Genomic DNA, 25,814 nt, shown 5'->3' on the forward strand with positions numbered 1-25,814 from the left:
CTGATAAAACGAATCTCAGAGAACTTTTCAGCAAAACTAAATTTCAAAATGACAAAGAACGAGATAGCCTTAATGGGCCAAATTTATTTAATTTTTAAAACGTCCCGATTTTAATGGGACACTAGTGTTATCATATAAAATATAGCATCTAAATTAGAGAACCCTTACTGAAAAATTGTAATGATTCAGAGACGTGTGCATATTATAAATTGTTTCAAAGATGAGCGCACCCATTTGAAACAATTGTTGACTGCAATGTGTGTGAGAACTTTTATGAGGTGTTGAGGTCAATTCAATTGATGAATTCAATACTTTTTTGAACGACCATCTTTAATGGTTTTGGAAGCGTACTGTCTTGCCATGGGTGTGATGCTCCAAAAACATGATCACTTTTTTTTATAGGAAATAGGATGCTTTTAGGATTCCAGGTGTGTAAGTCTTCAGCTTCACTGTATTTGACCGAAGGATCTTCTTTTGCATGGATGATCAGGTGTGGGATGTTGAGCTTTTTAACCGCTTGTTCTATGTTTAAGCGTGTTTCATGCGCTTTAAAATCCTCATAAAATTGATAATTGTGTGGTAATTGCTGTTTTGTTCTGCTGTTAAGCACGTATTTAACGCCGTCCTTTTTCCATTGTTCGAGTTCACCTGAAGTTGCGGTTCTACTTCCGAAATCGCTCACACTGGCCCATGTAATCAATTGTGTGACTCTTTGGTCTTCCGAAGCTTTGATGGTGGCAATCCCACCACCGCGGGAATGACCAATAATAATGAGCTTGTTAGGATTAATTTCAGCTTGAAAAGGATTGGATGTAGAATGCAGAAATTTGATAAGATCATCCAAATCTTCGAGTTCTTTTGAATAATTGTTTTCTGCAAAGGCTTCCAAATCTGGAAAATCAATGGGTTGGTCCATCGTACCACCGTTGTGCGAAAAATTGAATTTTACAAAAAACAAATCTGCCTTAGCGAAAGCTTCTGCCACTACATCCCAGGCGCCCCAATCTTTAAATCCTTTGTACCCATGACAAAATATGACCAAAGGCTTTTGGATATCCGTTGCGTTGAAAAATGCATCCCAAAGGATGGGCTTTTTATCCGGCCTTTCTAAAATGATGTTTTTTTGTGTCATGATACCGATAAAAATAAGCCATTATTTTCGTTTATCAATCACGAGAATGGGTTTTCGACTTAATTTAGGAAAACGCAAGGTGTCGATCACGTTTTTATCAGACCATTCTATCATGGGAGTGACCCTTAATTTTGCTCTGAAGTGATCTTTTATTTGACTTAATAATTTGTCTGATGGGTTCGCTGACGCAATTCTTATCAAAATTTCATCTGTTCCAATCGCATTATGGCTGATTTCAATAACGAAACATTCCAAAGTGTTGAAGTTATTGAGAATGTTTTCCATGGCTGGCGGATATAAGGTGGTGCCCTTGTATTTGATCATTTGTTTTTTACGGCCAGCAATTGGTCCCAATCGCAACGTTGTTCTTCCGCAGGAGCAAGCCTGGGTATGGACTTTCATCATATCACCCGTTTTAAAACGCAATAACGGCATGGCTTCAATACCTAAAGTGGTGATGGTGAGTTCACCAATTTTGCCTTTTTTTATTGGTGTTTCGGTGCTGTCCTGCTCTGATAAGGGGTGTCAAATATCATTCACTTGAATAAAAGGCATTAAAAGTATGGTCAAGCATGATATTTTTGTAATCATGGAAAACTTTCATTTTCTCATAATGCCCTTGAAGTGAGAGTGATGTGTTTTTTAGAAAAAAGACTTCCAATTACTTTTGTCGGATGTTTTTGCATTCTGACTAAAATACTAATTGATAATTGTTTGCTTTATATGTAGTGGTTATTTTTGAACAAAAAAATGTATGTATTGGACGGAGTATATTAAAAATACATATATTTGATAACGTGAATAAATAGCCATTTTTAAAAACAAAATCATGCATTTCATCGAAGAATATTGCTCTTCATGGATGTTTTTTCTTGTTTTTTGTTTTGTCGATTCACTTTTTTTTATACATTTACATCATAATGATTAAACTATACAAGAAAATTACCGCTTCTATCTTATTGATGTTAATCAGTATTATGGGCGTTGCTCAAAATAGTGCAGGTGGGGGTTCAGGTCCTCCGCCTCCACAAGGAGGAACGCCACCGCCGGGCTTGCCAATAGATGATGGATTGGTTGTATTGCTCGTTGCAGCAGTAATATATGGTGTTTACATAATTTTAAAGCACTCAAAAAAGCATTCTCAAGTTTAGTTTCTGAGTTCATAGAGGCGTTTGATATACTTCCCAAGAACATCAAATTCTAAGTTCACAATACTGTTTTCCTCTAAAAATTTAAAAGTCGTATGTTCATAGGTATAAGGAATAATAGCGACGCTAAATTCATTTTTCAAACTGTTTACTACGGTTAAACTTACACCATTTACAGTAATTGAACCTTTTTCAATAGTGATGTTGTTTAAGGAAGAATCATATTCAAAAGTGAATAGCCAGCTCCCATTTTGAAATTCAATCGACTTACAAATGGCGGTTTGATCCACATGACCTTGTACAATGTGGCCGTCCAATCTATCGCCAAGTTTCATGGCGCGTTCTAAATTGACCTGATCATCAACTTTTAATTTACCCAAATTGGTTTTATTGAGTGTTTCCCTAATTGCTGTAACCGTATATAGCGAGCCGTTTAATGAGGTCACTGTTAAACATACCCCATTATGGGCTACACTTTGGTCAACTTTTAGCTCAGAAGTGAAATTACTCTTTAATGTGATGTGAAGATTGTCGTGGTCGTGTTCCAAATTTGTGATGACGCCTAAATCTTCAATGATTCCAGTAAACATATTGTCGAATAATTAGTTAAATTTGCATTCGTGCGATGGCTTACAAAGATAAGACTTTAATGAGAAATTCGGGATAAACTCCTCTTTAGAAAAGTTTTCAATTAAATGTCAGAATGCATGAATAATTAAAATTAGGATGAAAAAAGAAGAGCAAATTAGAGTAGGGATTTCCATAGGAGATTTAAATGGCATTGGCGCAGAAATCATCCTGAAGACGTTTGAGGATTCTAGAATGCTTGAGTTTTGTACACCTATAATATTCGCCTCAATAAAAACGATGTCCTTCTTCAAGAAACATTTCAACAGTGGCATTAATTTTCATGGTATAAATGATTTAAATCAGGCAATTGAAGCAAAGGTGAATGTGCTTAATGTTTGGAAAGAGACTATTGATATTGCTTTTGGAGAAGAAGATTTAAAAGCTGGAGAGTATGCTATAAAATCTTTAGAACGAGCTACAGAAGCATTGAAAAACGATGATATAGACGTATTGGTGACGGCGCCTATCAATAAACTGACTATTCAATCGGAGCGCTTCAACTTTCCAGGACATACCAATTATTTAGCCCAGGAACTTGGAGGGAAAAGTCTTATGTTCATGGTTTCTGATAAACTTAAAGTAGGGTTGCTTACAGATCATGTTCCAGTAAAAGATGTGCCTCAACATATTACTGCAAAGCTTATTGAAGAAAAGGTTCAGACCGTTTATGAGTCCTTGATAAAGGATTTTCGCATCAATGGACCAAAAATTGCTGTTTTGGGCATTAACCCCCATGCTGGAGATCATGGAGTTATTGGTAAGGAAGATGAGGAAATTTTAAAACCAGCACTTCAGAAAATCAGGGAAAGGGGCAAATTGGTATATGGACCTTATTCAGCAGATAGTTTCTTTGGATCTAAAAACTATCAAAATTTTGATGCGATTATCGCTTCCTATCACGATCAAGGACTGATTCCTTTCAAAACCATCACTTTTGGTGAAGGTGTCAATTACACCGCGGGTTTGAACAAAATAAGAACTTCCCCAGATCACGGAACTGCCTTTGAAATTGCAGGTAAAGGAACTGCAGATGAGAGCTCATTTAAAGCAGCGGTTTTTACTGCGATTCAAATCTATAGGAATAGAAAAGAATATCAGAAGCTGACCAAAAACCCTTTAAAAAGAGCTTCAAAAAAGATGTAAACATTTTTTGTTAATAGCTTTTTTCTAATAAGAAATATTTTCTATATTTGCAGGCTCAAAATGAATGCGAACATGAAGCCCCTGAAAGAGTATGATATACAATTTGTAGGATTGAAATTAGGAAAGCACCATTTTGATTATCAAATTGATAAAAAGTTCTTTGAACATTTTGAGTATGATGATTTCAATGATGCCCATATAAAAGTGAATATACTTTTTGAAAAAAAAGCCACACTTTTAGAATTGGATTTTGAAGCATCGGGTACGGTGAATGTCAATTGTGACACATCAAATGAGCCTTATGAGCAAACGATTGAAGATGATTTCAATTTGGTTGTAAAGTTTGGAGATGAGTACAATGACGAAAATGAGAATATTTTGATCTTACCTCATGGAGAGTTTGAATTAAATATTGCTCAATATATCTATGAGTTGATTATTTTGGCAATGCCCATAAAGCGCGTCCATCCAGGAATCAAAGATGGTACCCTCAAATCAGAAATACTTAAAAAACTAGAAGAGTTAAGCCCAAAGGGCCTAAAAGAAAAAGAAAAATCAGAGGATATTGATCCTCGCTGGAATACATTAAAAAAACTATTAACGGATAAATAACACGATATAAAATGGCACATCCTAAAAGAAAAATTTCTAAAACCAGAAGAGATAAAAGAAGAACACATTATAAAGCAGTTGTTCCTACAATTGCAACGTGTCCTACTACAGGGGAAGCACACTTATTCCACAGGGCTCATTGGCATGAAGGAAAACTCTACTACAGAGGTCAAGTGCTAATCGATAACTCTGAGAAAGAAGAGAATTTGGCATAACTACTATGCACGCATACAAAAAAACGCTCACACTAGGGCGTTTTTTTTATGTTTAATTTTAGAAAGTCTGAAAAACAACTTAATTTGCATCATATTTGACTAAATATTTAGTAAATTCATCTGAAATTTACTTCGTTTGACGGATTTTTGTCAAATAATGGTCATATCTAATACAAAACAATGAGTAGAATCACTGCTGCAATTACGGCCATAGGAGGATATGTACCTGATTATGTGTTGACAAATCAAATTTTAGAAACCTTAGTCGATACAAATGATGAATGGATAACCAGTAGAACGGGAATCAAGGAACGAAGAATCCTTAAGGAAGATGGCAAAGGCACCTCTTTTTTAGCGATAAAAGCCGCTGAAAATCTCATAGAAAAAAAAGGCTTAGACCCCAAAGAGATAGAGCTTGTCATCGTTGCTACAGCGACACCAGACATGAAGGCGGCAGCTACATCAGCCTATACTGCGACACAAATTGGTGCTGTAAATGCTTTTTCATTTGATTTGGAGGCCGCCTGTTCGAGCTTTCTATATGGAATGTCTGTAGCTGCACGTTATATTGAATCCGGAAAATATAAAAAAGTATTATTGATAGGTGCGGATAAGAACTCTTCAATGATCAATTATGAAGACAGAGCCACATGTATCATTTTTGGAGATGGTGCAGGTGCTGTTTTGTTTGAACCCAATACAGAAGGTTATGGCCTTCAGGATGAGTTGTTGCGAAGTGACGGAGCGGGAAGGGAGTTTCTACAAGCTACTTATGGAGGTTCGTCATATCCTTCAACGCCAGAAGCAGTAGCTGAAGGAAAGCACTATATTTTTCAAGAAGGTAAGATGGTTTTTAAGAATGCTGTTTTCAATATGGCCGACGTTACTGAAAAAATATTGGTCAGAAATAATCTTAACAAGGATGATATTGCCTGGTTGGTGCCACATCAGGCTAACAAACGAATCATTGATGCTACGGCAAGTAGAATTGAACTTGAAGACAGCAAAGTAATGATGAATATCCATAAATATGGAAATACGACTTCGGCAACTCTACCACTACTCTTATATGATTATGAAAAACAACTAAAAAAAGGCGACAAATTATTATTTGTGGCATTCGGGGGTGGTTTTACCTGGGGCTCAGTGTACCTTACTTGGGCCTATAATTCATAAACTAACTAACTAATCTTTAAATATTTAAATTCTAATTATTATGGATATAAAAGAAATTCAAAACTTAATCAAATTTGTTGCTAAATCTGGCGCGAGTGAGGTTAAATTGGAGATGGATGATATCAAAATTACCATTAAAACGGGTAGTGAAGATAGAGGGGAATCCACAACTTATGTGCAACAAATTCCAATGGGACCTGCCCCAGTTGCTCAACAACAAGCCCCAGCACCACAACAGGTAGCACCGCAACCCATTGCTGCTCCTGCCGATGACGAAAACTCAAAATACATCACCATTAAATCACCAATTATAGGTACCTTCTATCGTAAACCGTCTCCCGACAAACCAATGTTTGTTGAAGTAGGCAAAACAATAAAAGAAGGTGACGTTTTGTGCGTTATTGAGGCGATGAAGCTGTTCAATGAAATTGAATCTGAAGTTTCTGGTAAAATCATTAAAATTTTAGTTGACGATTCCTCTCCTGTCGAATTTGATCAGCCATTATTTTTGGTAGATCCATCATAACCAAATGAAAATTACAATAGACAAATCTCAAAATCCAAAACTTGGAATTTGGTGCGTGGACCCGATAGCTATCGGGAGAAATTTTTAATTTGAAATGTTATGTTTAAAAAAATATTAATAGCCAATAGGGGTGAAATTGCACTACGGATCATCAGAACCTGCAAGGAGATGGGCATCAAAACTGTAGCTGTGTACTCTACCGCTGACGCAGAAAGTTTACATGTTAAATTTGCAGATGAGGCTGTGTGTATCGGACCACCGGCAAGTAGTGAGTCTTATTTGAAAATGTCCAATATTATCGCGGCAGCAGAGATCACTAATGCCGATGCAATACATCCTGGTTATGGTTTCTTGTCTGAAAACGCAAAGTTTTCGAAGATATGTGAAGAGCACAATATAAAGTTCATTGGTGCTTCGCCAGAAATGATTGAAAAAATGGGCGATAAGGCGTCGGCCAAAGCAACCATGAAAAAAGCCGGTGTACCTTGTGTTCCTGGAAGTGATGGTATCTTGGAGTCCTATGAGCAGACTGAGAAATTGGCAGTTGAAATGGGCTTTCCAGTAATGTTGAAAGCATCAGCAGGAGGTGGTGGTAAAGGAATGCGCGCCGTTTGGAAAAAGGAAAAACTTAGAGACGCATGGGATTCTGCACGTCATGAGGCTAGAGCAGCTTTTGCCAATGATGCGATGTACCTCGAAAAACTTATTGAAGAACCACGTCATATCGAAATACAGATTGTGGGTGATTCTCGTGGGAAAGCATGTCATCTTTCAGAACGTGATTGCTCCATCCAACGTCGCCATCAAAAATTGACAGAAGAAACTCCATCACCATTTATGACTGATGAGCTTCGAAACGAAATGGGATTGGCAGCGGTGAGAGCGGCAGAATTTATTAAATATGAAGGTGCGGGAACCATAGAGTTTTTGGTGGATAAACACCGTAACTTCTATTTTATGGAAATGAATACCCGTATTCAGGTGGAACATCCTATTACTGAGCAAGTTATTGACTTTGACTTAATCAGAGAACAAATTTTAGTAGCTGCAGGGGTGTCAATTTCTGGTAAAAATTATACTCCAAAATTGCATTCCATAGAATGTCGAATCAATGCAGAAGATCCTTATAACGATTTTAGACCGTCTCCAGGAAAAATAACGACGCTGCATGCTCCAGGCGGGCACGGCGTGAGGTTGGATACGCATGTGTACTCAGGCTATACGATTCCACCAAACTATGATTCGATGATTGCAAAGTTGATTACTACTGCGCAAACACGTGATGAAGCCATCAGTAAGATGAAACGTGCTTTGGACGAATTCGTCATAGAAGGTATCAAGACTACAATTCCATTCCATCGACAATTGATGGAGCATCCAGATTACTTGGCTGGTAATTATACCACTAAATTTATGGAAAGCTTTAAAATGGAAGCACCGGTTGAAGACTAACAATACAGACTCCGAAAGAAATTTCGGAGTTTTACTTTATTGTCAAATCCGGATTTACTTAAACTCTCATTTCCTTAAATAAACCTTACTAAAATTGTCCACGGGAGTTATAATCCCTTCGAGGATCATATTCGTATTTAAAGAGCTCAGTGCTTAGCAGGATTGGGTCGAAGATTTTTAAACCTAAATTAGGTTACTCCTTGATATTGTTGGTTATGGGTGTCCATCACTTTAAAACTCATTTTCACCTTGTAATTGGCCTCAATAATTTCAACAGGGTTTGATAATTTCTAATAGGGATTACAAATTCTAAACAAATACACTAATTTCACTTCATTACAAATTTCTTTAGAAACAATAAAAATTATGATTCTTTCTTATTGGGAGATAAAAAGTTACCTCTCCAACATTGATTATACCATTGTTGGCAGTGGAATTGTTGGTCTCAATTGCGCTTTACGGTTGCGGGAGCGGTTTCCAAAAGCAGCCATAGTTATTCTTGAAAGAGGAATTTTGCCACAGGGAGCAAGCACTAAAAATGCAGGTTTCGCTTGTTTTGGGAGTCTCAGTGAGATTTTAGACGATCTGAAAACGCATTCTGAAGATGAAGTCGTACAGTTGATAGAGAAGCGGCGTAAAGGTCTTTTATTATTACGCAAAACATTATCTGATAAAGCCATCGACTATCAACAGCATGGTGGGTATGAATTATTTGATCATAACGACCATAAAGAATACGACTATTGTATGTCGCGTATGGACAAAGTAAACGTCCTTTTAAAGCCATATTTTAAGGACAATGTTTTTCAAATTAGGGACAATCTGTTCAATTTTAATAACATTCAAAAACAATTAAGCTTTACACCATTTGAAGGACAAATCGATACCGGAAAAATGATGCGCTCATTAACTGATTTAGTTTTGAGCAAAGGCATTCTGATCCTTAATTCAGTTTCGGTTGAGCATTTTGACGAATTGAATGGAAGCGTGCATGTTAAAACTGATAAATTTGAATTTAAAACGAATCGCTTGCTCTTTTGCACCAATGGTTTCGCATCGAAACTGATAAATGCTGAAGTAAAACCCGCGAGAGCACAAGTTTTGATCACAAAACCGATTGAAAACTTAAAGATTAAGGGCACGTTCCATCTCGATAAAGGGTTCTATTATTTTCGTAATATTGACTCGCGAATTTTATTGGGTGGTGGACGGAATCTGGATTTCAAAACCGAAGAAACGATTGAAATGGGAGAAACTGAAATCGTTCAGAACAAGTTGGAAGAACTCTTGAAAACCACCATTCTTCCATATACGCCTTTTGAAATCGAGCAGAGATGGAGTGGTATAATGGGAGTTGGAAGCACTAAAAAACCGATTGTAGAACAGCTGAGCGACAGGGTATTTTGTGGTGTAAGACTTGGAGGTATGGGAATTGCCATTGGAAGCCATGTAGGTAGGGAATTGGCGCATTTGGTGGATTAATATGGTGCATTGACATCACATGGCCCGTAGGTTTAAATTGAAAAATTCATGATGAAAATATTCAGATTTCTATTCAAAACATTATTATGGCTTTTGGTCATTCCTATAATTGGTGTGGTAGTTTTCAAATGGGTGCCTGTTCCAGCAACACCATTAATGGTCATTCGATATTTTGAGCAGAAAGGTGCTGATAAAGAAACCATATGGAAACACGATTGGGTACCAATTGATGAGATTTCCAAAAACTTACAGTTGGCGGTGATATGTAGTGAAGACCAGAATTTTTTAAGTCACAACGGATTTGACTTGAAAGCAATTGAAAAGGCCTTTGACAGTAATCAGAAAAGTGAAAGGGTAAGGGGAGGCAGCACCATTAGTCAGCAGACTGCAAAAAATGTATTTTTATGGCCAGAACGCAGTTGGCTCAGGAAAGGAATGGAAACCTACGTCACCTTTTGGATCGAATTAATTTGGTCCAAGGAACGCATTATGGAGGTTTATTTGAACAGTATTGAAATGGGTAACGGGATTTATGGAGCAGAAGCGGCTTCTCAATTTTGGTTTAAGAAACCGGCTTCAAAGTTGAGCAAAAGTGAGGCTGCAGCCATTGCGGCTATTTTGCCACGACCACTAAAATATCGAGCCAATCCTCTAACCAAATATATTGCAAGTCGCAAATTATGGATCATGAAGCAGATGAGTTTTCACGGTGCTTTAAATTACGACAGGAAAGATGAAAAATAATCTCCCATTGAAGCAGGAACTTTTTCTACAATGTGTCAAATTTGTTGAAGAGCGCCATTTTAAGATCCTAAATCAAATAGCTGAGATTCAGGAATCCTTGACCTCAGAGACTAAAAGTAGTGCCGGTGACAAACATGAAACTGGTAGGGCGATGATGCAATTGGAACGTGAAAAAGCAGGACAACAGTTGGCAGAAGTAGAAAGGCTGAAAGAAGCTTTATCTCAACTTGATGTGGATAAGATCTCTCAAAAAATCGGATTGGGAAGTGTTGTGTTTACAACAAAAGCCAATTACTTTATGGCGATCAGTGCAGGTCAAATGACAGTTAATTCACAATCGTTTTTTGCCATTTCTCCAAATACGCCCATTGGATTGCTATTAATGGGGAAAAAGGTTGGAGATGCCATCGTTTTTCGGGATCACACGTTTGTGATTGAATCCGTTGGATAAGTGGTTAACGAAAAGACCTGGCAGGTTTTTAAAACCTGTCAGGTCTAAAATTATCATTCAAATTTGAACTAGTAGTCTTTCGAGATTCATTCAAAAAAAGAGTTAGATGCAACCTCCAAATAAACTTCTTGATTGATTTCAAGCTTGAATTTACTCTCGAAAAAAACAATATCATCGTCTGTACGTCCCTCAATTAAGTAATAGTGGCCTTTAAAGTAATTGCGGTAAACTTTCACTTTTAAATCAGATTTCTCAACTTTTTGAAGTTGATGCGCATAGATGATTTGATCATTGATGAGATTAAATTCGCCGAAAAATGAGGCCGTTAAAGGCATTTCTGGGCTTTTATAAAGTTCTTGAGGCGATTTGTTGGCGATGATTTTCGAATCGTGTAGGACAATCATTCTGTCAGCATAAGCCAAAACGTCTTCACTATCATGGGTAGCCACAATACAGGCGATATCTTTTTCTTTCAGATAATTAAAGATGCTCCTGCGCAATGATTGTTTTTGAAAATTGTCAATATGGCTAAAGGGCTCATCCAGCAATATGATCTCCGGTTGTTTGGCTAATGCTCTTGCTAAGGCCACACGCTGCTTTTGTCCGCCACTCAAAGTCTTCACTTTAGTTTTGGCGAAGTCTTCTAAATCGACCACTTCCAAAAGCTCTTGAACGCGTTCTTTTTTTTCTTTGGGAAAGAAATTGGACAGATGTTTGCCAATATTTTCTTCAACAGTGATGAATGGCATTAAGTCGAATTCCTGAGCGACATACTTCATGAAATCATAGCCAACTACGAGATTGTATTTTGGGCCTAAGATTTCAGTGTCATTCCAAAAAATTTGTCCTTCATTTAAGTCATATTCTCCATAAATCACTTTCAACAGCGTCGATTTTCCTGATCCACTTTCCCCAATGACAGAAATGTGCTCGCCTCTTTTGACCGAAAAGTTAAGATTATTGAGCACCGGAGAATCTGTGCTTTTTTTGTTATAAGTGAAGGTAATGTTTTGGACTTTAAGCATCTGTAAACTATAAAAAGACCTGTCAAGTTTCAAATACCTGACAGGTCTGAAATCAACTCTGAATTAATTATCCCTTAATTTTTGATTTAGTGGTATTTGGAAGCACTTTATAACCCATATTGTAAAGCGTAAATCCGAATATATCGGCGTATTGCTCTATGGTCTTGCTCACCGGAGTACCTGCGCCATGCCCGGCATCAGTTTCAATTCTGATTAATGTGGGATTGGTTCCTGTCTGTTTGCTTTGTAATTCTGCGGCAAATTTAAAACTATGTGCAGGTACTACTCGATCATCATGATCGCCTGTTGTGATCAACGTTGCAGGATATTCTACCCCTTCTTTGACATTATGGATGGGAGAATAGCCTTTTAGGTAGTCAAACATCTCCTTGTTATCCTCAGACGTTCCATAATCATACGCCCAGCCAGCACCTGAAGTAAAGGTATGGTAGCGTAGCATATCCAACACGCCAACTGCAGGGATGGCTACTTTTACTAAATCTGGACGTTGGGTCATGGTTGCACCAACTAAAAGCCCTCCGTTTGAACCGCCTCTAATAGCTAAATAATCTGATGAAGTGTAATTGTTGTCAATCAAGTATTCTGCGGCAGCGATGAAATCGTCAAATACATTTTGCTTTTCCAATTTGGTTCCTGCATCATGCCATTTTTTACCATACTCTCCACCTCCGCGAATGTTAGGCACTGCATAAATACCTCCTTGTTCCATCCAGACTGCGTTGGCGATACTGAAGGATGGGGTCAGGGAAATATTGAATCCACCATAACTATAAAGAATGGTAGGATTTTTACCGTTAAGCTCTATGTCTTTTTTATAAGATATAATCATGGGTACTTTGGTGCCATCCTTTGAGGTATAAAAGACTTGTTTGCTTTCAAAATCGTCGGCATTAAAATTGATTCCAGGTTTAATATACACTTCAGAAGTACCAGTTTTAGGATTAAAACTGTAAATCGTACTTGGAGTGATATAGTTGGAAAATGAGTAGTAAATGACTTGGTCTTCTTTTTTACCTCCAAATCCACTAGCGCTTCCAACACCAGGCAATTCAATCTCTCTCACCAATTTGCCATCATAGTCGTATTGCTTTACTTTAGAAACTGCATCCACCATATAACTAGCAAATATATAACCACTACCGGTAGAAGCACGAAGTACATTTTCTGTTTCTGGAATCAAATCCTTCCAGTTTTCCGGACTCGGATTGGAAGCATCAACGGTAACAACTTTTTGGTTGGGAGCATTTCTATTGGTAATTAAATAGAGCTTGCTTCCAACATTTTCAATGACTCCCGTATCGCTGTCTGAGTTTTCCAAAATAGTAATCATTTTGCTGTTTGGCTGCGATAAATCCTGCATTAATAATTTTGTTCCAGAAGTGGAGTTTCTTGGATATATGAACAGATAGTTGCCATCTTCTGTAACACTACCGCTTACATAGCGATGTTTTTGTGCTTCAGTACCGCCATAGATCAATTGGTCTTGTTTTTGTGAGGTTCCTAATTTGTGGTAAAAGAGTTTATGTTGGTCTGTTTTAGCTGAAAGCTCACTGCCTTTTGGTTTGTCATAGCTCGAATAATAGAAGCCTTCATTGTTTTTCCATGAAATGCCACTAAATTTGACATCCACTATCGTGTCTTCAATTTGTTTTTTGGATTCGACATCCATGATGATCACTTTTCGCCAATCACTTCCGCCTTCAGAAATTTGATAAGCCGCCAGTTTTCCGTTTTTCGAAAAATTTAGTCCACCTAACGAAATGGTACCGTCTTTACTGAAGGTATTGGGATCCAAAAAGACCTCTTCGTTATCTTCGCCAGTTTTCTTTCTGTAAATAACCGATTGGTTTTGTAGACCGTCATTTTTGTAATAATAAGTATATTCTCCCTCGATGAAAGGAGCACCAATTTTTTCATAGTTCCAAATTTCTTCCAATCGTTCTTTTAGTTCTTGACGATATGGAATTTGGGCCAAATAATCGGCAGTCACTTCGTTTTGGGCTTTTACCCATTCGCCGGTTTCTTCGCTTCTATCATCTTCGAGCCACCGGTATGGGTCTATTACTTGTTCTCCAAAATAAGTGTCAACGGAATCTACGGTTTTGGTCTCAGGATAAGTCACGGCAATGACATTGGATTTTTTAAGTTCATTTTCATTTTTACAGGCGGTAATTGTGGTTAGAACTACCATGGCAAGCGCTAAATTTCTCATAAAAGTTAAACGTGTTAAGTGTTGTGTTCCAAAAATAAACAAAAAAGCCCCTACAAGCGGATGTAAGAGGCTTTTTAATATAATGTTAAGAAATCTATCGATTGATAAACATCTCTATTTTTTGTGAATTACATTTTTAAATCAGATTCTTATCAATTAAATATTCTGCAATCTGAATGGTGTTTGTAGCGGCACCTTTTCTGAGGTTGTCACTAACGATCCATAGGTTTAGTGTGTTTGGTTGAGACTCGTCGCGTCTGATACGTCCAACAAAAACATCATCTTTCCCATTGGCATAAATGGGCATTGGATAGGTATTGACATCTAGATTGTCTTGAACCACAACACCAGGAGTTTTACTTAGCAGTTTACGAATTTCAGAAACATCAAAATCATTTTCAAATTCAATGTTTACGGCCTCGCTATGACCACCTTGCGTTGGAACTCTCACAGCGGTGGCAGTAACAGCTATGGAGCGGTCATCCAGAATTTTTTGGGTTTCCCTAACCAATTTCATTTCTTCTTTGGTATAGCCATTTTCTTCAAAAACATCGCAATGTGGGATAACGTTCTTATTTATTGGATAAGGATAAGCCATTTCACCTTTAACTCCAGCCAATTCATTTTCTAGTTGTTTTACTGCTTTTACCCCAGTTCCCGTAATGGATTGGTAGGTAGAAACAACGATTCTTTTGATTTTATATTTTTTGTGAAGTGGTGCCAAGACCATCACCATCTGAGTGGTCGAACAGTTTGGATTGGCAATGATTTTATCGTCTTTTGTAAGTTGATCTGCATTGATTTCAGGAACTATCAGTTTTTTTGTAGCATCCATTCGCCAAGCGGAAGAGTTATCAATAACCGTAGTGCCAACTTGTTCGAATTTTGGAGCCCATTCCAACGACGTAGTGCCTCCGGCTGAAAAGAAGGCGATATCTGGTTTTTTTGAGACTGCTTCTGCCAAACCAATAACTTTATGGGTTTCATTTTTAAAGGTAATTTCTTTCCCGACAGACCTTTCTGAAGCTACGAGCATTAACTCTGTAAAAGGGAAATTACGCTCTTCAAGAATTTTTAACATCACTTCGCCAACCATACCTGTGGCGCCAACAACAGCTACTTTCATAATAAAAAAAATTTAAGTCGCTAAAGTAACCAATTATTCAATGTATTTAAAGAAGATTATATAAAAAAAGAACCCGATTCTGATAAAGAATCGGGTTAAAGTTAGAATATGGGTGTAGCGTGATTATTTCTTTAGTGCGTCTCTAATTTCTTTCAATAAATCAATTTCAGTTGGGCCAGCAGGAGCTGCAGGTGCTTCTTCCTTTTTAGCTCTTACTTTTGCGTAAGCCTTAACAATCATAAACAGTACAAAACCAACAATCATTAAATTGATGATGGAGTTGATCCAATTACCATAGGCAATGACTGCAGCTCCTGCTTCGTTAGCAACGGCCAATGACTCATAGGTCTTTCCGTCCAAGGCATAGAACATATCTGAAAAGTCAACGCCTCCGGTGAAATATCCAACAATAGGCATCATGATGTCACTTACAAACCCATTGACCACCAAGCCAACGGCTCCAGCAAGTAAAACGGCAACCGCCAAATCAATGACGTTGCCCGTCATGATAAAATCTTTAAATTCTTTCCACATAGTTAATTGAATTTTTACATTGGTTAATAGGATACTAAAATAGGAAAAATTTATTACGGTTAATTCTTACTTAGAGATTAATTTATGATATTCCTTTTAACGCGTTGTGAAATGGCCGTAATCAATTCGTACGAAATGGTATTCGCCGAATGCGCCAAATCGTCGGCGGTATTTGAAGCATCAAACACAATAACTTCATCTCCTTCATGACAGTCAATTCCGGTGATATCAACCATAATCATATCCATACAAACGTTACCTACTATAGCTGCTTTTTTTCCATCAATGATCACATAGCCTTTTCCATTGCCATAAGGTCTGCCAATTCCATCAGCATGACCAATTGGGATTGTGGCTGTTTTCATGGATGATGTGCTTTTATAAGCCCGATTATAGCCTACCGTTTCGCCTTTTTCAATATGATGTATTTGTGAAATAACCGATTTGAGCGAAGCAATGGGTCTGAAATTTTTATTTTCTTTTTCAGAATTTCCAAAGCCATACAATCCTATGCCACTACGTACCATGTCAAAATGGGCTTCAGGATAGTTTAATATCCCTGAAGTATTGCACATATGAAGCATAGGTTGGTAACCAAAACAGACTTTAAATTTTTCTGTTATCTTTTTAAAGGAATTTATTTGATGCAGCATAAATTCTTTTTCTGATAGATCCTCGCTTGCGGCCAAATGAGAAAATATGGATTCAACTCTGACTACGTTTGATGAGTTTATCTTTGAATATATGCCTTCAATATCATTTTCAGAAAAACCCAATCGGTTCAGTCCGGTATTAAATTTTAGATGTATGGGATAGTCTTTTTGATTCTTATCCGAAGCCATTTGCATGAAGGCATTAAGCACCTTTGCATTATAAATGCTGGGTTCCAAACATCGGTCTATGATACTGCTAAAGCCTACCGGCAAAGGATGCAGTACCAAAATGGGCTTTGTAATTCCTGCATCACGTAGAGCGACTCCTTCTCCTGTATAGGCCACCGCAAAATAGTCAACATCTAAATTTTGCAGAAAAAGAGCGATTTCATCAGCCTCATGGCCATAGGCGAAGGCTTTGACTACTGCTAAAAACTTGGTTTTTTTTTGGAGTTTGGATTTGAGATATTCAAAATTGTGCTTTAAGGCCGATAGGTCTATTTCGAGTACGGTTTCTTGCGTTTTAGGCATTGGAGTTTTTTGGTTTTTCAGTGAGTTCTACGGCATCGGTGACCTTCATTCCTCTTATTTTATCCATTGACATAGCTTTGTAAAATGCGGCACGGCTCAAGGGTTCATATTCATCCACTTCGCCTAAAAGTACTAAAGCGTCACTTTGTGCTTTTCTGTAGCTGTATTGTGCCAGGTTTCCAGTACGGGTGCAAATGGCATGTACCTTAGTGACATACTCGGCTGTTGCCATTAAATTTGGCATTGGACCGAACGGATTGCCTTTAAAATCCATGTCCAAACCGGCAACAATGACCCTAATGCCCTTATTGGCCAAATCATTACAGACGCGTACGATTTCATCATCAAAAAATTGAGCTTCGTCAATTCCAACCACATCACATCCGTCGGCTAAAATTGGAATATTGGCTGCAGCAGGTACTGGGGTTGAGCGAATTTCATTGGCGTCATGAGACACGACCATTCCTTCATCGTAGCGCACATCAACAGCAGGTTTGAAGATTTCAACTTTTTGTTTTGCAAACTGCGCACGCTTAAGACGCCTGATCAATTCTTCAGTCTTACCAGAGAACATAGAGCCACAAATAACCTCAATCCACCCAAATTGTTCTTTAGGATTTACTGTATTTTCAAGAAACATTTCGTAATTTTAACACTAAAACAAAGCTTGCCTTCGTTTGTTATAAAGGTGGCGCAAATTTATTAAAAATCAAAAGCATAAATTAGAATTAAAGTTAAAAGTTATGAAGAAGAAGTTGGAGTCTGAATTAATGAGTATTGCCCATCGTATTCTGAAGTTGAAGGGCAAAGAGGATGTTAAGGAAATGCACAGAGAAGTAGGGTTGTTATATGAAAAATTGAGTGTTTTGAAATTTGCCAATGAAAACTTAGAACAATCTATGCCTACAATAGGGGTCGATTCATCATTTTTTGAGATGTTGGATGTGGCATTTAATAATAAAATAAGTGATAATATTGAACGTGACGATAAAATTTATGTCAATCTTGATGAGGTAGAAGATGATGATATTATGGAGCCTGTCATGGAAAAAATTAAAGATATGGTTGCTCAAATGCCTCATGAAACACATCAAATTGATGCTTTTTTTGAACACCCACTTCCGGATGCACCAAAAAATAAAGATGAATTTGAAGAATTGACTGCCGATTTTAAGAACATGCCGGTTTTTGACCCTGTTTCCGCTTCAGAAACCAATGGTCACTTAAAAAAATCACTAAACGATAAGCTTAAAAACGGACTCAATATTGGTCTAAACGACAAGATTGCATTTATAAAACATCTTTTTGATGGGCATCGTGAAGATTATGATCGGGTACTTTCTCAGATCAATACGTCAAGCTCGTTGGATGAAGCTAAAAATCTAATCCAAAATATCGTCAAACCCGATTATAACAATTGGTTAGGAAAAGAGGACGTCGAAGAACGTTTTATGAACATTATAGAGGGTAAGTTCAATTAATTAATGAGTAAATTATTCATCGTACCCACGCCCATTGGCAATTTGAAAGACATGACTTTTAGGGCCGTTGAGGTTCTAAAGGAAGTTGATTTGATTTTGGCTGAAGACACGCGTACTTCTGGCAAACTCCTTAAACATTATGAAATTGCAACGCCTTGCCAATCCCATCATATGCACAATGAGCATAAAACGGTGGAATTATTGGTGCAAAAGATAAAATCGGGTACAGCTATTGCTTTAATTAGTGATGCAGGAACACCGGCTATTTCCGATCCCGGATTTTTGTTGACGCGTGCCTGTATTGAACATCAAATTGAAGTGGATTGTCTCCCTGGAGCAACTGCTTTTGTTCCCGCTTTGGTGAATAGCGGAATGCCCAATGATAAATTTGTATTTGAGGGATTTTTGCCAGTCAAAAAAGGACGACAAACCCGATTGCTGTTATTGGCAGAAGAAACCCGAACCATTATTTTTTATGAGAGTCCGCATAAACTCATTAAAACCCTATCCCATTTTTGCGAATATTTTGGTGAAGATCGACCTGTATCCGTTTCGAGGGAAATGACCAAACTTTATGAAGAGACCATCAGAGGGACCGCTAAAGAAGTTTTACAACATTATACTGCAAAACCTCCAAAAGGTGAAATAGTGATTGTAGTTGGTGGGAAGCCAAAGGATTAACGTTTTAATTTTTAGAACGAGTACCAAACTAGATAATTAAGGTATCTTTTAGATCATAATATGGATATTATCGAGCATTGACGTCTTTATTCTTTATTCTAACAGCGCAGCGGTCTTGGTTTCTTTCTCTGACTTTCCAAGTTTTATTTCTAAACTTTAGATTTTTCATAACATAATTTGTCGGAAGATTCGGTATCTTAATCCTTAATATGAAAAAGACTAAAAACAAACATTATGACGTTTTTGTCATTGGCAGTGGAATTGCAGGACAGACCGCTGCTGAGATTTGTAGGGAGCACAAGTTGAGCGTAGCCATTGCAGATAATAGAGAGTTTGGCGGCACTTGCGCCAATAGAGGTTGTGATTCCAAAAAAATACTGCTTCAGTTTTCTCAATTGGTCTATCAAAGTAGAAACCTTAAAGGTATTGGTGTTAAAAGGCTGCCAAAACTAAATTGGAAGAGCGTCCAAAAGTTCAAGAGGTCATTTTCTGACCCCATTCCGCCAAATACAGAAGAAAAGTTAAAGGATTTAGGGATTTCATTGTATCACCAATCGCCAAAATTCATCAGTAAAAATGAGGTTGAGGTAGAAGGAAAGGTTGTTTCTGCCGATCATTTTATTATCGCTACCGGAAATATTCCGAGGGAACTTGATATTGAAGGCAAGGAATTTCTGAAAGTGAGTGAAGATGTTCTGAATTTTAAGAAAGTCCCAAAGTCCGCCACCTTTATCGGCTCTGGTTATATTGCCATGGAATTTGCCTGTATGTTGGCGACATTGGGCTGCAAGGTGACAATTTTGGAAAGAGATAAGACCTCTCTTGCTAAATTCGATGACTATTTGGTGGAAAAATTAATCGTAAAACTTGAAAGTTTGGGCGTTAAATTTGTTTTTAATGCCGATGTCACTGGAGTTCAGAAATTGAAAAAAAACTTAAAAATTTTGTATGCTCATAATGGTAAATCAAAGAGTCATAAATCCAGAAAAGTTATTAATGCGACAGGAAGAGTTCCGGCAATAGAAGCCTTAGAACTCGACAAAGCGGGAATAGAGACGGATAAGGATGGAATTGTTGTCAATGATCATTTACAAAGTAAATCGCACCCAAAAGTTTATGCCTGCGGCGATGTCTCTAATAAATCGCCATCTCTTACACCACTTTCTGGCCTACAAGGCTATATTGCTGGGAACAATGTGGTCAAAGAAAAATCAAAGATTTTAGATGTGCCTTGCGTGCCTTCAACGGTATTTACCACGCCAAATTTATCATCAGTTGGTTATGGCGAAGCCGAAGCCAAAGCGCGTTATAAAAACGTCAAGGTTTATCAAGGGGATTGCAGAAACTGGTTTAATGCGAAAAAGGAAAATGAAGACACTTATGCCTATACCATTTTAGTCAACGAGCGCACTGATGAAATTGTGGGCGCCCATATTTTGAGTTCAAAAGCCAACGAAAGTATCAATGTTTTTGCAGCAGCCATTTATAATAAAATGACCGTTAAGGAATTTAAGCGTATGGTGTTGACCTATCCTTCGTATAGCATGGATTTTAAGAAGATGATGGAGAACAAAGAATAGTGATATAGAATTAATGCAAGATTTACTTCACAATATAAGAAACTGCAGTCTCTGTAAAGCTCATTTGCCACTCGGGCCAAGGCCTGTAGTCACTGCACACCAAGATTCAAAAATCGTTATTATTGGACAGGCACCAGGAACGAAAGTGCACGCCTCTGGAATCCCTTGGGATGATGCCAGCGGCAAACAATTGCGAAAATGGTTGGGTGTGACCGTGGAAGAATTTTATGACGAGAAGAACTTTGCCATTGTACCAATGGGATTTTGTTATCCAGGGAGAGGCAAAGGTGGCGATTTGCCTCCTCGACCAGAATGTGCTCCACAATGGCATGAACAACTCATGGAATTTATGCCCAATGTTGAATTGGTCCTTTTAATAGGCATGTATGCCCAAAAATACTATTTGAAGAACGATGCCAAGAAAACCCTGACGGAAACTGTTGCTGAATATCAAGATTATTTGCCCAAATATTTTCCCTTGCCGCATCCATCGCCCCGCAATCGGTTTTGGTTGACGCGGAATCCTTGGTTTGAGGGGGAGGTGGTATCTCAGTTGCAAAAATCCATAAAAACGATCTTGAATCCATAATAGGATCATAAATAATATTCAATAAAACCCCACCTTCCAATTTCGAAGCTTCGAAACGGAACTGGTGAGGTCTTCAAACTAAATCAATCAAATCCTAATTCCCAATCACAAGATCATTTCCTGAAATCCAGGTTTTATCTTCATCACCATAAAACAAGTACACGTTGCTTGCTGGGGCTTTATAGGTTCCGGCAATATCTGCCTTTAAGTCCAAGCGCAAAGTTTTGGTTTCATTTTCTCTAAATTCACTCCAATAAAATACGAGGTAATTGTCGAAAATCTCATAATAGGCCGCTTGATTTTCGTCTAAAATCTTTTTAAGCTGCCAAGGTTGGGGTGTGGTACCGGACGGGATTCCAATCATGGCAATGGTCATTCCTGTAGGTTCATTTTTAGTATTGCTCACTTTTATGGTCATGCTCACGTTATCACCAACCTTATGCATTTTTGAGGCCAATTCAGTTTTCAAATCCATCGGGCAGGCTTCTGATGAATTTGGCAACGTACTGTCCCATTTTAAGTTTAGGGCATAAGGATAGCTGTTTTCGGGAGTGTTGAAAATCACTTTTGCAGTCTGCTTACCTTCCTTGATGTGTTTTTCAAGTCCGTTAAGAGTGATTCTTCCTTGGGCATTGATTTCAAGTTTCGTTTTTATGGAACTTCCATTGATGATCAATTCTACAACCTCATTGGCACTAATGATTTTTTGATTCTGTTGTACGGTGTAATTGATTAAAACCTTTAATGCCATGGCCGTAGCTTGGGTGCTTCCAAACGTGCCGCCTTTTCGTTTACTGACCAAATATTCAATGCCTTTGGCGATGAGCGTATCATCTGGTTGATTTTCCCTCATTAAGGCCAAAAGTGTTAATGCCGTGGTTTCAATAGTTTTTGAATCGCCATAAGAGCGTGTAATGGTGTTTTGTACAGGAAGTCCGTTAAACCCGTATTCTGAAATATTCGTTTTTATCTTTTTGATCAGGACCTTCAGGTTTTCTTGATTTCCAAGATTGTGGCTGGCCATAGCTAAAAGTGCCATTTTATAACTGTCATTGCTATGAAGTGCATCTTTATAAGTAGAATTATACTCAAGTTCAAGAGATGCATCAATTTTAGCTTCGCTCAAGGCATAGACAATATAGGCATTGGCAACATCCGATGGTGAGCTTGCAAAACTGTCATAACCTTTGTCGCTTTTTTTGAAGCCACCTTTTCCATCTTTTCTGCCTAATAACCATTTTACGGTTCTATCAATCATCTTTTGATCTACGCCATTATAAAGTTGTTTCATTTCGGTAAACTCCAAGATGCCATAGGCCGTCAGTGTTTCGTGAGGTGGCGTATGGCCGAACCATTCAAAACCACCTTCAGAAGTTTCATAACTTATCAATCGCTTATAGCCTTCTTTAATATAGTCCATGGCTATAGCTTCAATGTCAGGATTGCTTTTTCCTGATGCTTTCAAATATTGAAGCACCATAATATTGGGATAGGTAGCTGATGAGGTTTGTTCAAAGCAGCCATAAGGTTTGCTGATCATGCCTTCAATACCGTTCATGACATCACCCACAACATCTGTGTAAATGTTGAATTCGGCTTCTAAACTACCCTCCACAACATTATTAATATCAAATTCAAAAGCTTGCGATTGTGATCCTGAAAGACTCATTTCGGTTGGAAAATACGGACTGACGACCGCCACTTCCCGATTTACAGTGTCTGAATATTCTTTTGATTGGAGTTCAAAACTTAGCCGTATTTTTTCTCCCTTTTTGATAGGAATCACGCTAATGTTTCTGATTATTGAACTTTTCGCATCCACCAGAATCTTCTTTTCTATGGATCCAACAAGTTTTAAATGTTCTGGTAGATTTATCTTGAAATCGGCAGAAATGGCCTGATCACTCTCATTTGTGATGGTAATAGGCAAAATGACCGTATCATTCAAAGTCATATAATTGGGCGCTTTAAAATCGATAGCCAGAATTTTTTTGGTAGCATAGATTTCTTCTGCTCGACCAATTAATCCATTAAACCCAATGCCCTCTGCTACAATTTTAAAAGAGGTAATGGCGTCAGAATTGTAATACTCTAATTGCGCTTCGCCGTTGGCATCGGTCTGCACCACAGGATTCCAATAGATGGTCTGTCTAAAATCTGTGCGTTCTTCCACCACGTCTTTGCTATCGTATTTTGGCACATAAAATTGTTGAGAGCTGTAGGTGTTGGGCGTATTATAATTATAGTACTGTTGCACAGCGTAGTTGTTGTAATTCGCATTATTTAGTCTTTTCTTGCCATAATTATTATAAAAATGAGCGTTTTTTGTTCCCACAAGGATGACACCGTTTGCTGCTCGACTCCCATATAGAGACGTTGCTGCGGCATCTTTTAAGACCGTGACTGAGTTGACTTGATTGGCATCAAGGTTTGCGAAGGTGTTTTGATCGTAAGGCACACCGTCAACAATAATCAATGGTTCATTGTTTCCACTAATGGAGCTCATGCCTCTAATACTTGTTTTTGATGCATTTCCTGGTTGACCTGCATTCTGAATAACTTGGATACCTGCAACATTGCCTTGGAGTGCATTGATCACAGATCCGTCGCGCATAAGTGCTTCAGCTCGCACTACGGTAACAGCACCTGATAGTTCCCGTTTATTTTTGTACCCATAACCAACCACCACCACTTCATCCAATGCCGCAGAATCCTCAGTTAGGGAAATTGTGGCAATGGCGTTTTGTGTGATGGTTTTTTTTAGCGGATTTTCATTTTTATCAAAACGCTTTGCTATCGTTTTATTTTCTTGATGGATGGCGTTTATGCCCTGGGCCAATTGTGCATTTTTGAAATCGGTGTTTTTGATAGTAAGCGTTTCGCCATCATCGGCATAGGCAATAAGTACCAAGCTTCTGTTTTTATTGAATTTGAATGAGAATGTGCCATTTTCCTTGGTTTCAAATACCAATACCTTGTCACCATGTTCATCGAATAAGAATAAGTTGGCTTTTTTAGGATTTCCTTTTCTATCAAGGACGATACCGTTTTGTATGGCACTTTGTTCAGGTAAAAAAGCGGCGTTTTCTGCAGTGACCGTTGGTGTGCGAATATAATTTCTCCAGCCATGGGTGAGCATCACATAATCCAAAGCTTGCTCAGATTTCGGCTCCTTTGGGTTGAGATAAAAATGGGGCTTGTGTAGTTTTCCTTTTAATTCTGAAGATACCAATAGTGACGATAAAATATGATCCTGCTTATCATCGGCAAAGGACAACAGTTTATTATCGGCAACGGATACTGATAAATTGGAGGGAATAGGGGTGTTGTTCGCATCTGTGGTTTTTATTTTTATGCACATCTTCTCTCTTGTATCATAGATGTCTTTTTCTAAAGCAATGGTTACCTTGAGTTGTTTGTGGGCATTCATAAATACCAATCGTTCAGCAAGGATGTCTTGATTCGCATTTTTAATGCTGAAAGTGGCAATCCCCATAGGGAAATGTGCCGTATTTAAAACTATGTTTTTCTGATTTGAACCTATGGTTTGTGACATTAATATCTTCGATGAGTTTCTGACTTCAAGAAATAAAATCTCATTTAAGGTTGAAAAAAGATCAATTTTAGTGGTTAAACTATCTGTTTCAATAGAGAACTTGACGCCTTTATTATGAACGTCTGGAAGTTGGATGTTTCGATCAGACTTGAAAGGTTCCATAATTCTCGCATAATAAACCTGATCTGGTTTAACAAAAAACTTAAAACTTCCCATGCCATCGTGAAAACTTTTGAAATCAGCCACTACGTTCAAGTTATTGTCCAATATCTGTCCGCTGACATCCACGGGTTTTCCAAATTCATTGAGTGCTTTTAAGGCAATGGTATTGGTGGTCCCAGAAATCATTTGGCCACTTTCAGGGAAAAACTGAAGATCGATAGTATCTAAAACCACCGGAACCGCTCGTGAAATCGATTCTGTACTGCCTTGATAAGGAATTAAAACATTCAGTACCACATCGGCAGTTTCCAGATTTTCAGGAAGTTTAAATCTTGGGTGCGCTTTCCCATCTGCATCAGTCATAAACTTTTCCGTAAGGAACGATTGTCCTTTGAGCGTGACTTCGAATGTCATTTCTTTATGGACCAACGGATTGTTTTTAAGGTCTTTCACTACAAAATCGGCAATCACCTCTGAAGATTTTCCGTAGCCTTCTTTCTGAAATTTAAGATTCAACAATAGGTTGGGCTGCACGACTTTTTGAACAGTAATCTGTTTGGTGAAAATCGCCTCTTCACCATAATTATGCGTCCAATTTGTATATACTTTTAAAGTATAAATCCCGCCAGCCCAATCGTTATCAATATGGAAATCACCGTAGGCATACCCTTGATCGACGCTCAATAATCGTGAGGTGACAACCGCCCCTTTTGGTGAAATCAATTCTGCATGAACAAGATCGCTCAGATTGGAAATGGTGTGGTCTGAACTTACTATATAGGATTTGAACCAAATGGTTTCCCCTGGGAAATAAAATGGCCTGTCCGTTTGTGTGTAAATTTTCTCCAAAAGCGATTTGTCTGACTGATAACTGTTAAAGGAAATCAGCGCAAAAAATAAAAGACCTACTAAAATCAGTGTTCTGGTAATTGGGCGATGTTTTATCATGATG

Annotated in this window: 24 protein-coding genes; 14 read left to right on the forward strand and 10 right to left on the reverse strand. The window is 38.0% G+C overall.

All coding sequences use genetic code 11. The features are described from left to right. Positions 1-292 precede the first annotated feature (292 nt). On the reverse strand, positions 293-1,132 hold the full coding sequence (locus G6N06_RS17435; protein WP_163517995.1) for an alpha/beta hydrolase family protein: 840 nt from the start codon (positions 1,130-1,132) through the stop codon (positions 293-295). Positions 1,133-1,153: 21 nt separating this feature from the next. Then, positions 1,154-1,537 (reverse strand): acyl-CoA synthetase family protein, encoded by a 384-nt coding sequence (locus tag G6N06_RS17440; RefSeq protein WP_371865867.1) that lies wholly within the window; start codon positions 1,535-1,537, stop codon positions 1,154-1,156. Positions 1,538-2,052: 515 nt separating this feature from the next. On the opposite strand from G6N06_RS17440, the gene G6N06_RS17445 reads away from it, so the two are divergent. Further along, a complete protein-coding gene (locus G6N06_RS17445; protein ID WP_163517996.1) occupies positions 2,053-2,283 on the forward strand; it encodes an Fjoh_0651 family PID-CTERM protein in 231 nt (76 codons plus the stop codon). On the opposite strand, the gene G6N06_RS17450 is transcribed toward G6N06_RS17445, so the two are convergent. Further along, positions 2,280-2,870 carry a riboflavin synthase gene (locus G6N06_RS17450; protein WP_163517997.1) on the reverse strand — a complete coding sequence of 197 codons (591 nt, stop codon included), beginning with the start codon at positions 2,868-2,870 and terminating at the stop codon, positions 2,280-2,282. The genes G6N06_RS17445 and G6N06_RS17450 overlap by 4 nt on opposite strands. A 136-nt stretch (positions 2,871-3,006) precedes the next feature. Here G6N06_RS17450 and pdxA point away from each other — a divergent pair, with 136 nt between their 5' ends. The 9 genes from pdxA (at position 3,007) to G6N06_RS17495 (ending at position 10,711) form a co-directional block, all read left to right on the forward strand. Next, entirely contained in the window at positions 3,007-4,053 is a 1,047-nt protein-coding gene (gene pdxA / locus G6N06_RS17455) for a 4-hydroxythreonine-4-phosphate dehydrogenase PdxA (RefSeq protein WP_163517998.1), read from the forward strand. Between the two features lie 72 nt (positions 4,054-4,125). Then, the gene (locus G6N06_RS17460) at positions 4,126-4,665 is read left to right on the forward strand and encodes a YceD family protein (protein WP_163517999.1); all 540 of its coding nucleotides are present in this window, start codon (positions 4,126-4,128) and stop codon (positions 4,663-4,665) included. An 11-nt stretch (positions 4,666-4,676) separates the two neighbouring features. Further along, positions 4,677-4,880 carry a 50S ribosomal protein L32 gene (gene rpmF / locus G6N06_RS17465; protein WP_066430995.1) on the forward strand — a complete coding sequence of 68 codons (204 nt, stop codon included), beginning with the start codon at positions 4,677-4,679 and terminating at the stop codon, positions 4,878-4,880. A 180-nt stretch (positions 4,881-5,060) separates the two neighbouring features. After that, complete coding sequence (locus G6N06_RS17470) at positions 5,061-6,056, forward strand: beta-ketoacyl-ACP synthase III (protein WP_163518000.1); 996 nt, start codon at positions 5,061-5,063, stop codon at positions 6,054-6,056. A gap of 40 nt (positions 6,057-6,096) precedes the next feature. Further along, positions 6,097-6,582 carry an acetyl-CoA carboxylase biotin carboxyl carrier protein gene (accB, locus tag G6N06_RS17475; protein ID WP_163518001.1) on the forward strand — a complete coding sequence of 162 codons (486 nt, stop codon included), beginning with the start codon at positions 6,097-6,099 and terminating at the stop codon, positions 6,580-6,582. Between the two features lie 99 nt (positions 6,583-6,681). Next, positions 6,682-8,034: an acetyl-CoA carboxylase biotin carboxylase subunit gene (accC, locus tag G6N06_RS17480; protein ID WP_163518002.1), complete on the forward strand. Its 1,353-nt coding sequence runs from the start codon at positions 6,682-6,684 to the stop codon at positions 8,032-8,034. A gap of 366 nt (positions 8,035-8,400) precedes the next feature. Further along, the gene (locus G6N06_RS17485; RefSeq protein ID WP_163518003.1) at positions 8,401-9,516 is read left to right on the forward strand and encodes an NAD(P)/FAD-dependent oxidoreductase; all 1,116 of its coding nucleotides are present in this window, start codon (positions 8,401-8,403) and stop codon (positions 9,514-9,516) included. A 48-nt stretch (positions 9,517-9,564) separates the two neighbouring features. Continuing rightward, positions 9,565-10,260, forward strand: a complete 696-nt coding sequence (gene mtgA / locus G6N06_RS17490; protein ID WP_163518004.1) for a monofunctional biosynthetic peptidoglycan transglycosylase — start codon at positions 9,565-9,567, stop codon at positions 10,258-10,260. Beyond that, the gene (locus G6N06_RS17495; RefSeq protein WP_163518005.1) at positions 10,250-10,711 is read left to right on the forward strand and encodes a 3-oxoacyl-ACP synthase; all 462 of its coding nucleotides are present in this window, start codon (positions 10,250-10,252) and stop codon (positions 10,709-10,711) included. The genes mtgA and G6N06_RS17495 overlap by 11 nt, the downstream gene beginning before the upstream one ends. An 86-nt stretch (positions 10,712-10,797) precedes the next feature. Here the strand turns inward: G6N06_RS17495 and G6N06_RS17500 are convergent, their stop codons facing one another. From G6N06_RS17500 to G6N06_RS17525, 6 genes are all read right to left on the reverse strand, one after another. Continuing rightward, a complete protein-coding gene (locus tag G6N06_RS17500; RefSeq protein ID WP_163518006.1) occupies positions 10,798-11,736 on the reverse strand; it encodes an ABC transporter ATP-binding protein in 939 nt (312 codons plus the stop codon). Positions 11,737-11,803: 67 nt separating this feature from the next. Next, positions 11,804-13,969 carry a prolyl oligopeptidase family serine peptidase gene (locus G6N06_RS17505; protein ID WP_163518007.1) on the reverse strand — a complete coding sequence of 722 codons (2,166 nt, stop codon included), beginning with the start codon at positions 13,967-13,969 and terminating at the stop codon, positions 11,804-11,806. A gap of 136 nt (positions 13,970-14,105) precedes the next feature. Continuing rightward, complete coding sequence (locus G6N06_RS17510) at positions 14,106-15,095, reverse strand: aspartate-semialdehyde dehydrogenase (protein WP_163518008.1); 990 nt, start codon at positions 15,093-15,095, stop codon at positions 14,106-14,108. Positions 15,096-15,218: 123 nt separating this feature from the next. Beyond that, positions 15,219-15,629, reverse strand: a complete 411-nt coding sequence (mscL, locus tag G6N06_RS17515; RefSeq protein ID WP_163518009.1) for a large conductance mechanosensitive channel protein MscL — start codon at positions 15,627-15,629, stop codon at positions 15,219-15,221. Positions 15,630-15,706: 77 nt separating this feature from the next. Continuing rightward, positions 15,707-16,813 carry an alanine racemase gene (gene alr, locus G6N06_RS17520; protein WP_163518010.1) on the reverse strand — a complete coding sequence of 369 codons (1,107 nt, stop codon included), beginning with the start codon at positions 16,811-16,813 and terminating at the stop codon, positions 15,707-15,709. Beyond that, positions 16,806-17,453 carry a thymidine kinase gene (locus G6N06_RS17525; protein WP_163518011.1) on the reverse strand — a complete coding sequence of 216 codons (648 nt, stop codon included), beginning with the start codon at positions 17,451-17,453 and terminating at the stop codon, positions 16,806-16,808. Before G6N06_RS17525 ends, alr begins: the two co-directional genes overlap by 8 nt. 103 nt (positions 17,454-17,556) lie before the next feature. Here G6N06_RS17525 and G6N06_RS17530 point away from each other — a divergent pair, with 103 nt between their 5' ends. The 4 genes from G6N06_RS17530 (at position 17,557) to G6N06_RS17545 (ending at position 21,144) form a co-directional block, all read left to right on the forward strand. Continuing rightward, positions 17,557-18,294, forward strand: a complete 738-nt coding sequence (locus tag G6N06_RS17530; RefSeq protein ID WP_163518012.1) for a DUF8457 domain-containing protein — start codon at positions 17,557-17,559, stop codon at positions 18,292-18,294. Positions 18,295-18,297: 3 nt separating this feature from the next. Continuing rightward, positions 18,298-18,975, forward strand: a complete 678-nt coding sequence (gene rsmI, locus G6N06_RS17535; protein WP_163518013.1) for a 16S rRNA (cytidine(1402)-2'-O)-methyltransferase — start codon at positions 18,298-18,300, stop codon at positions 18,973-18,975. Between the two features lie 209 nt (positions 18,976-19,184). Next, the gene (locus G6N06_RS17540) at positions 19,185-20,555 is read left to right on the forward strand and encodes a dihydrolipoyl dehydrogenase family protein (protein WP_163518014.1); all 1,371 of its coding nucleotides are present in this window, start codon (positions 19,185-19,187) and stop codon (positions 20,553-20,555) included. 13 nt (positions 20,556-20,568) lie between these two features. Beyond that, positions 20,569-21,144, forward strand: a complete 576-nt coding sequence (locus tag G6N06_RS17545; protein WP_163518015.1) for a uracil-DNA glycosylase family protein — start codon at positions 20,569-20,571, stop codon at positions 21,142-21,144. Between the two features lie 94 nt (positions 21,145-21,238). Here G6N06_RS17545 and G6N06_RS17550 read toward each other — a convergent pair whose 3' ends face one another. Continuing rightward, positions 21,239-25,810 carry a TonB-dependent receptor plug domain-containing protein gene (locus G6N06_RS17550; RefSeq protein ID WP_163518016.1) on the reverse strand — a complete coding sequence of 1,524 codons (4,572 nt, stop codon included), beginning with the start codon at positions 25,808-25,810 and terminating at the stop codon, positions 21,239-21,241. Positions 25,811-25,814 lie beyond the last annotated feature (4 nt).

It is taken from the genome of Gelidibacter japonicus (assembly GCF_010725055.1).
GTDB lineage: Bacteria > Bacteroidota > Bacteroidia > Flavobacteriales > Flavobacteriaceae > Gelidibacter > Gelidibacter japonicus.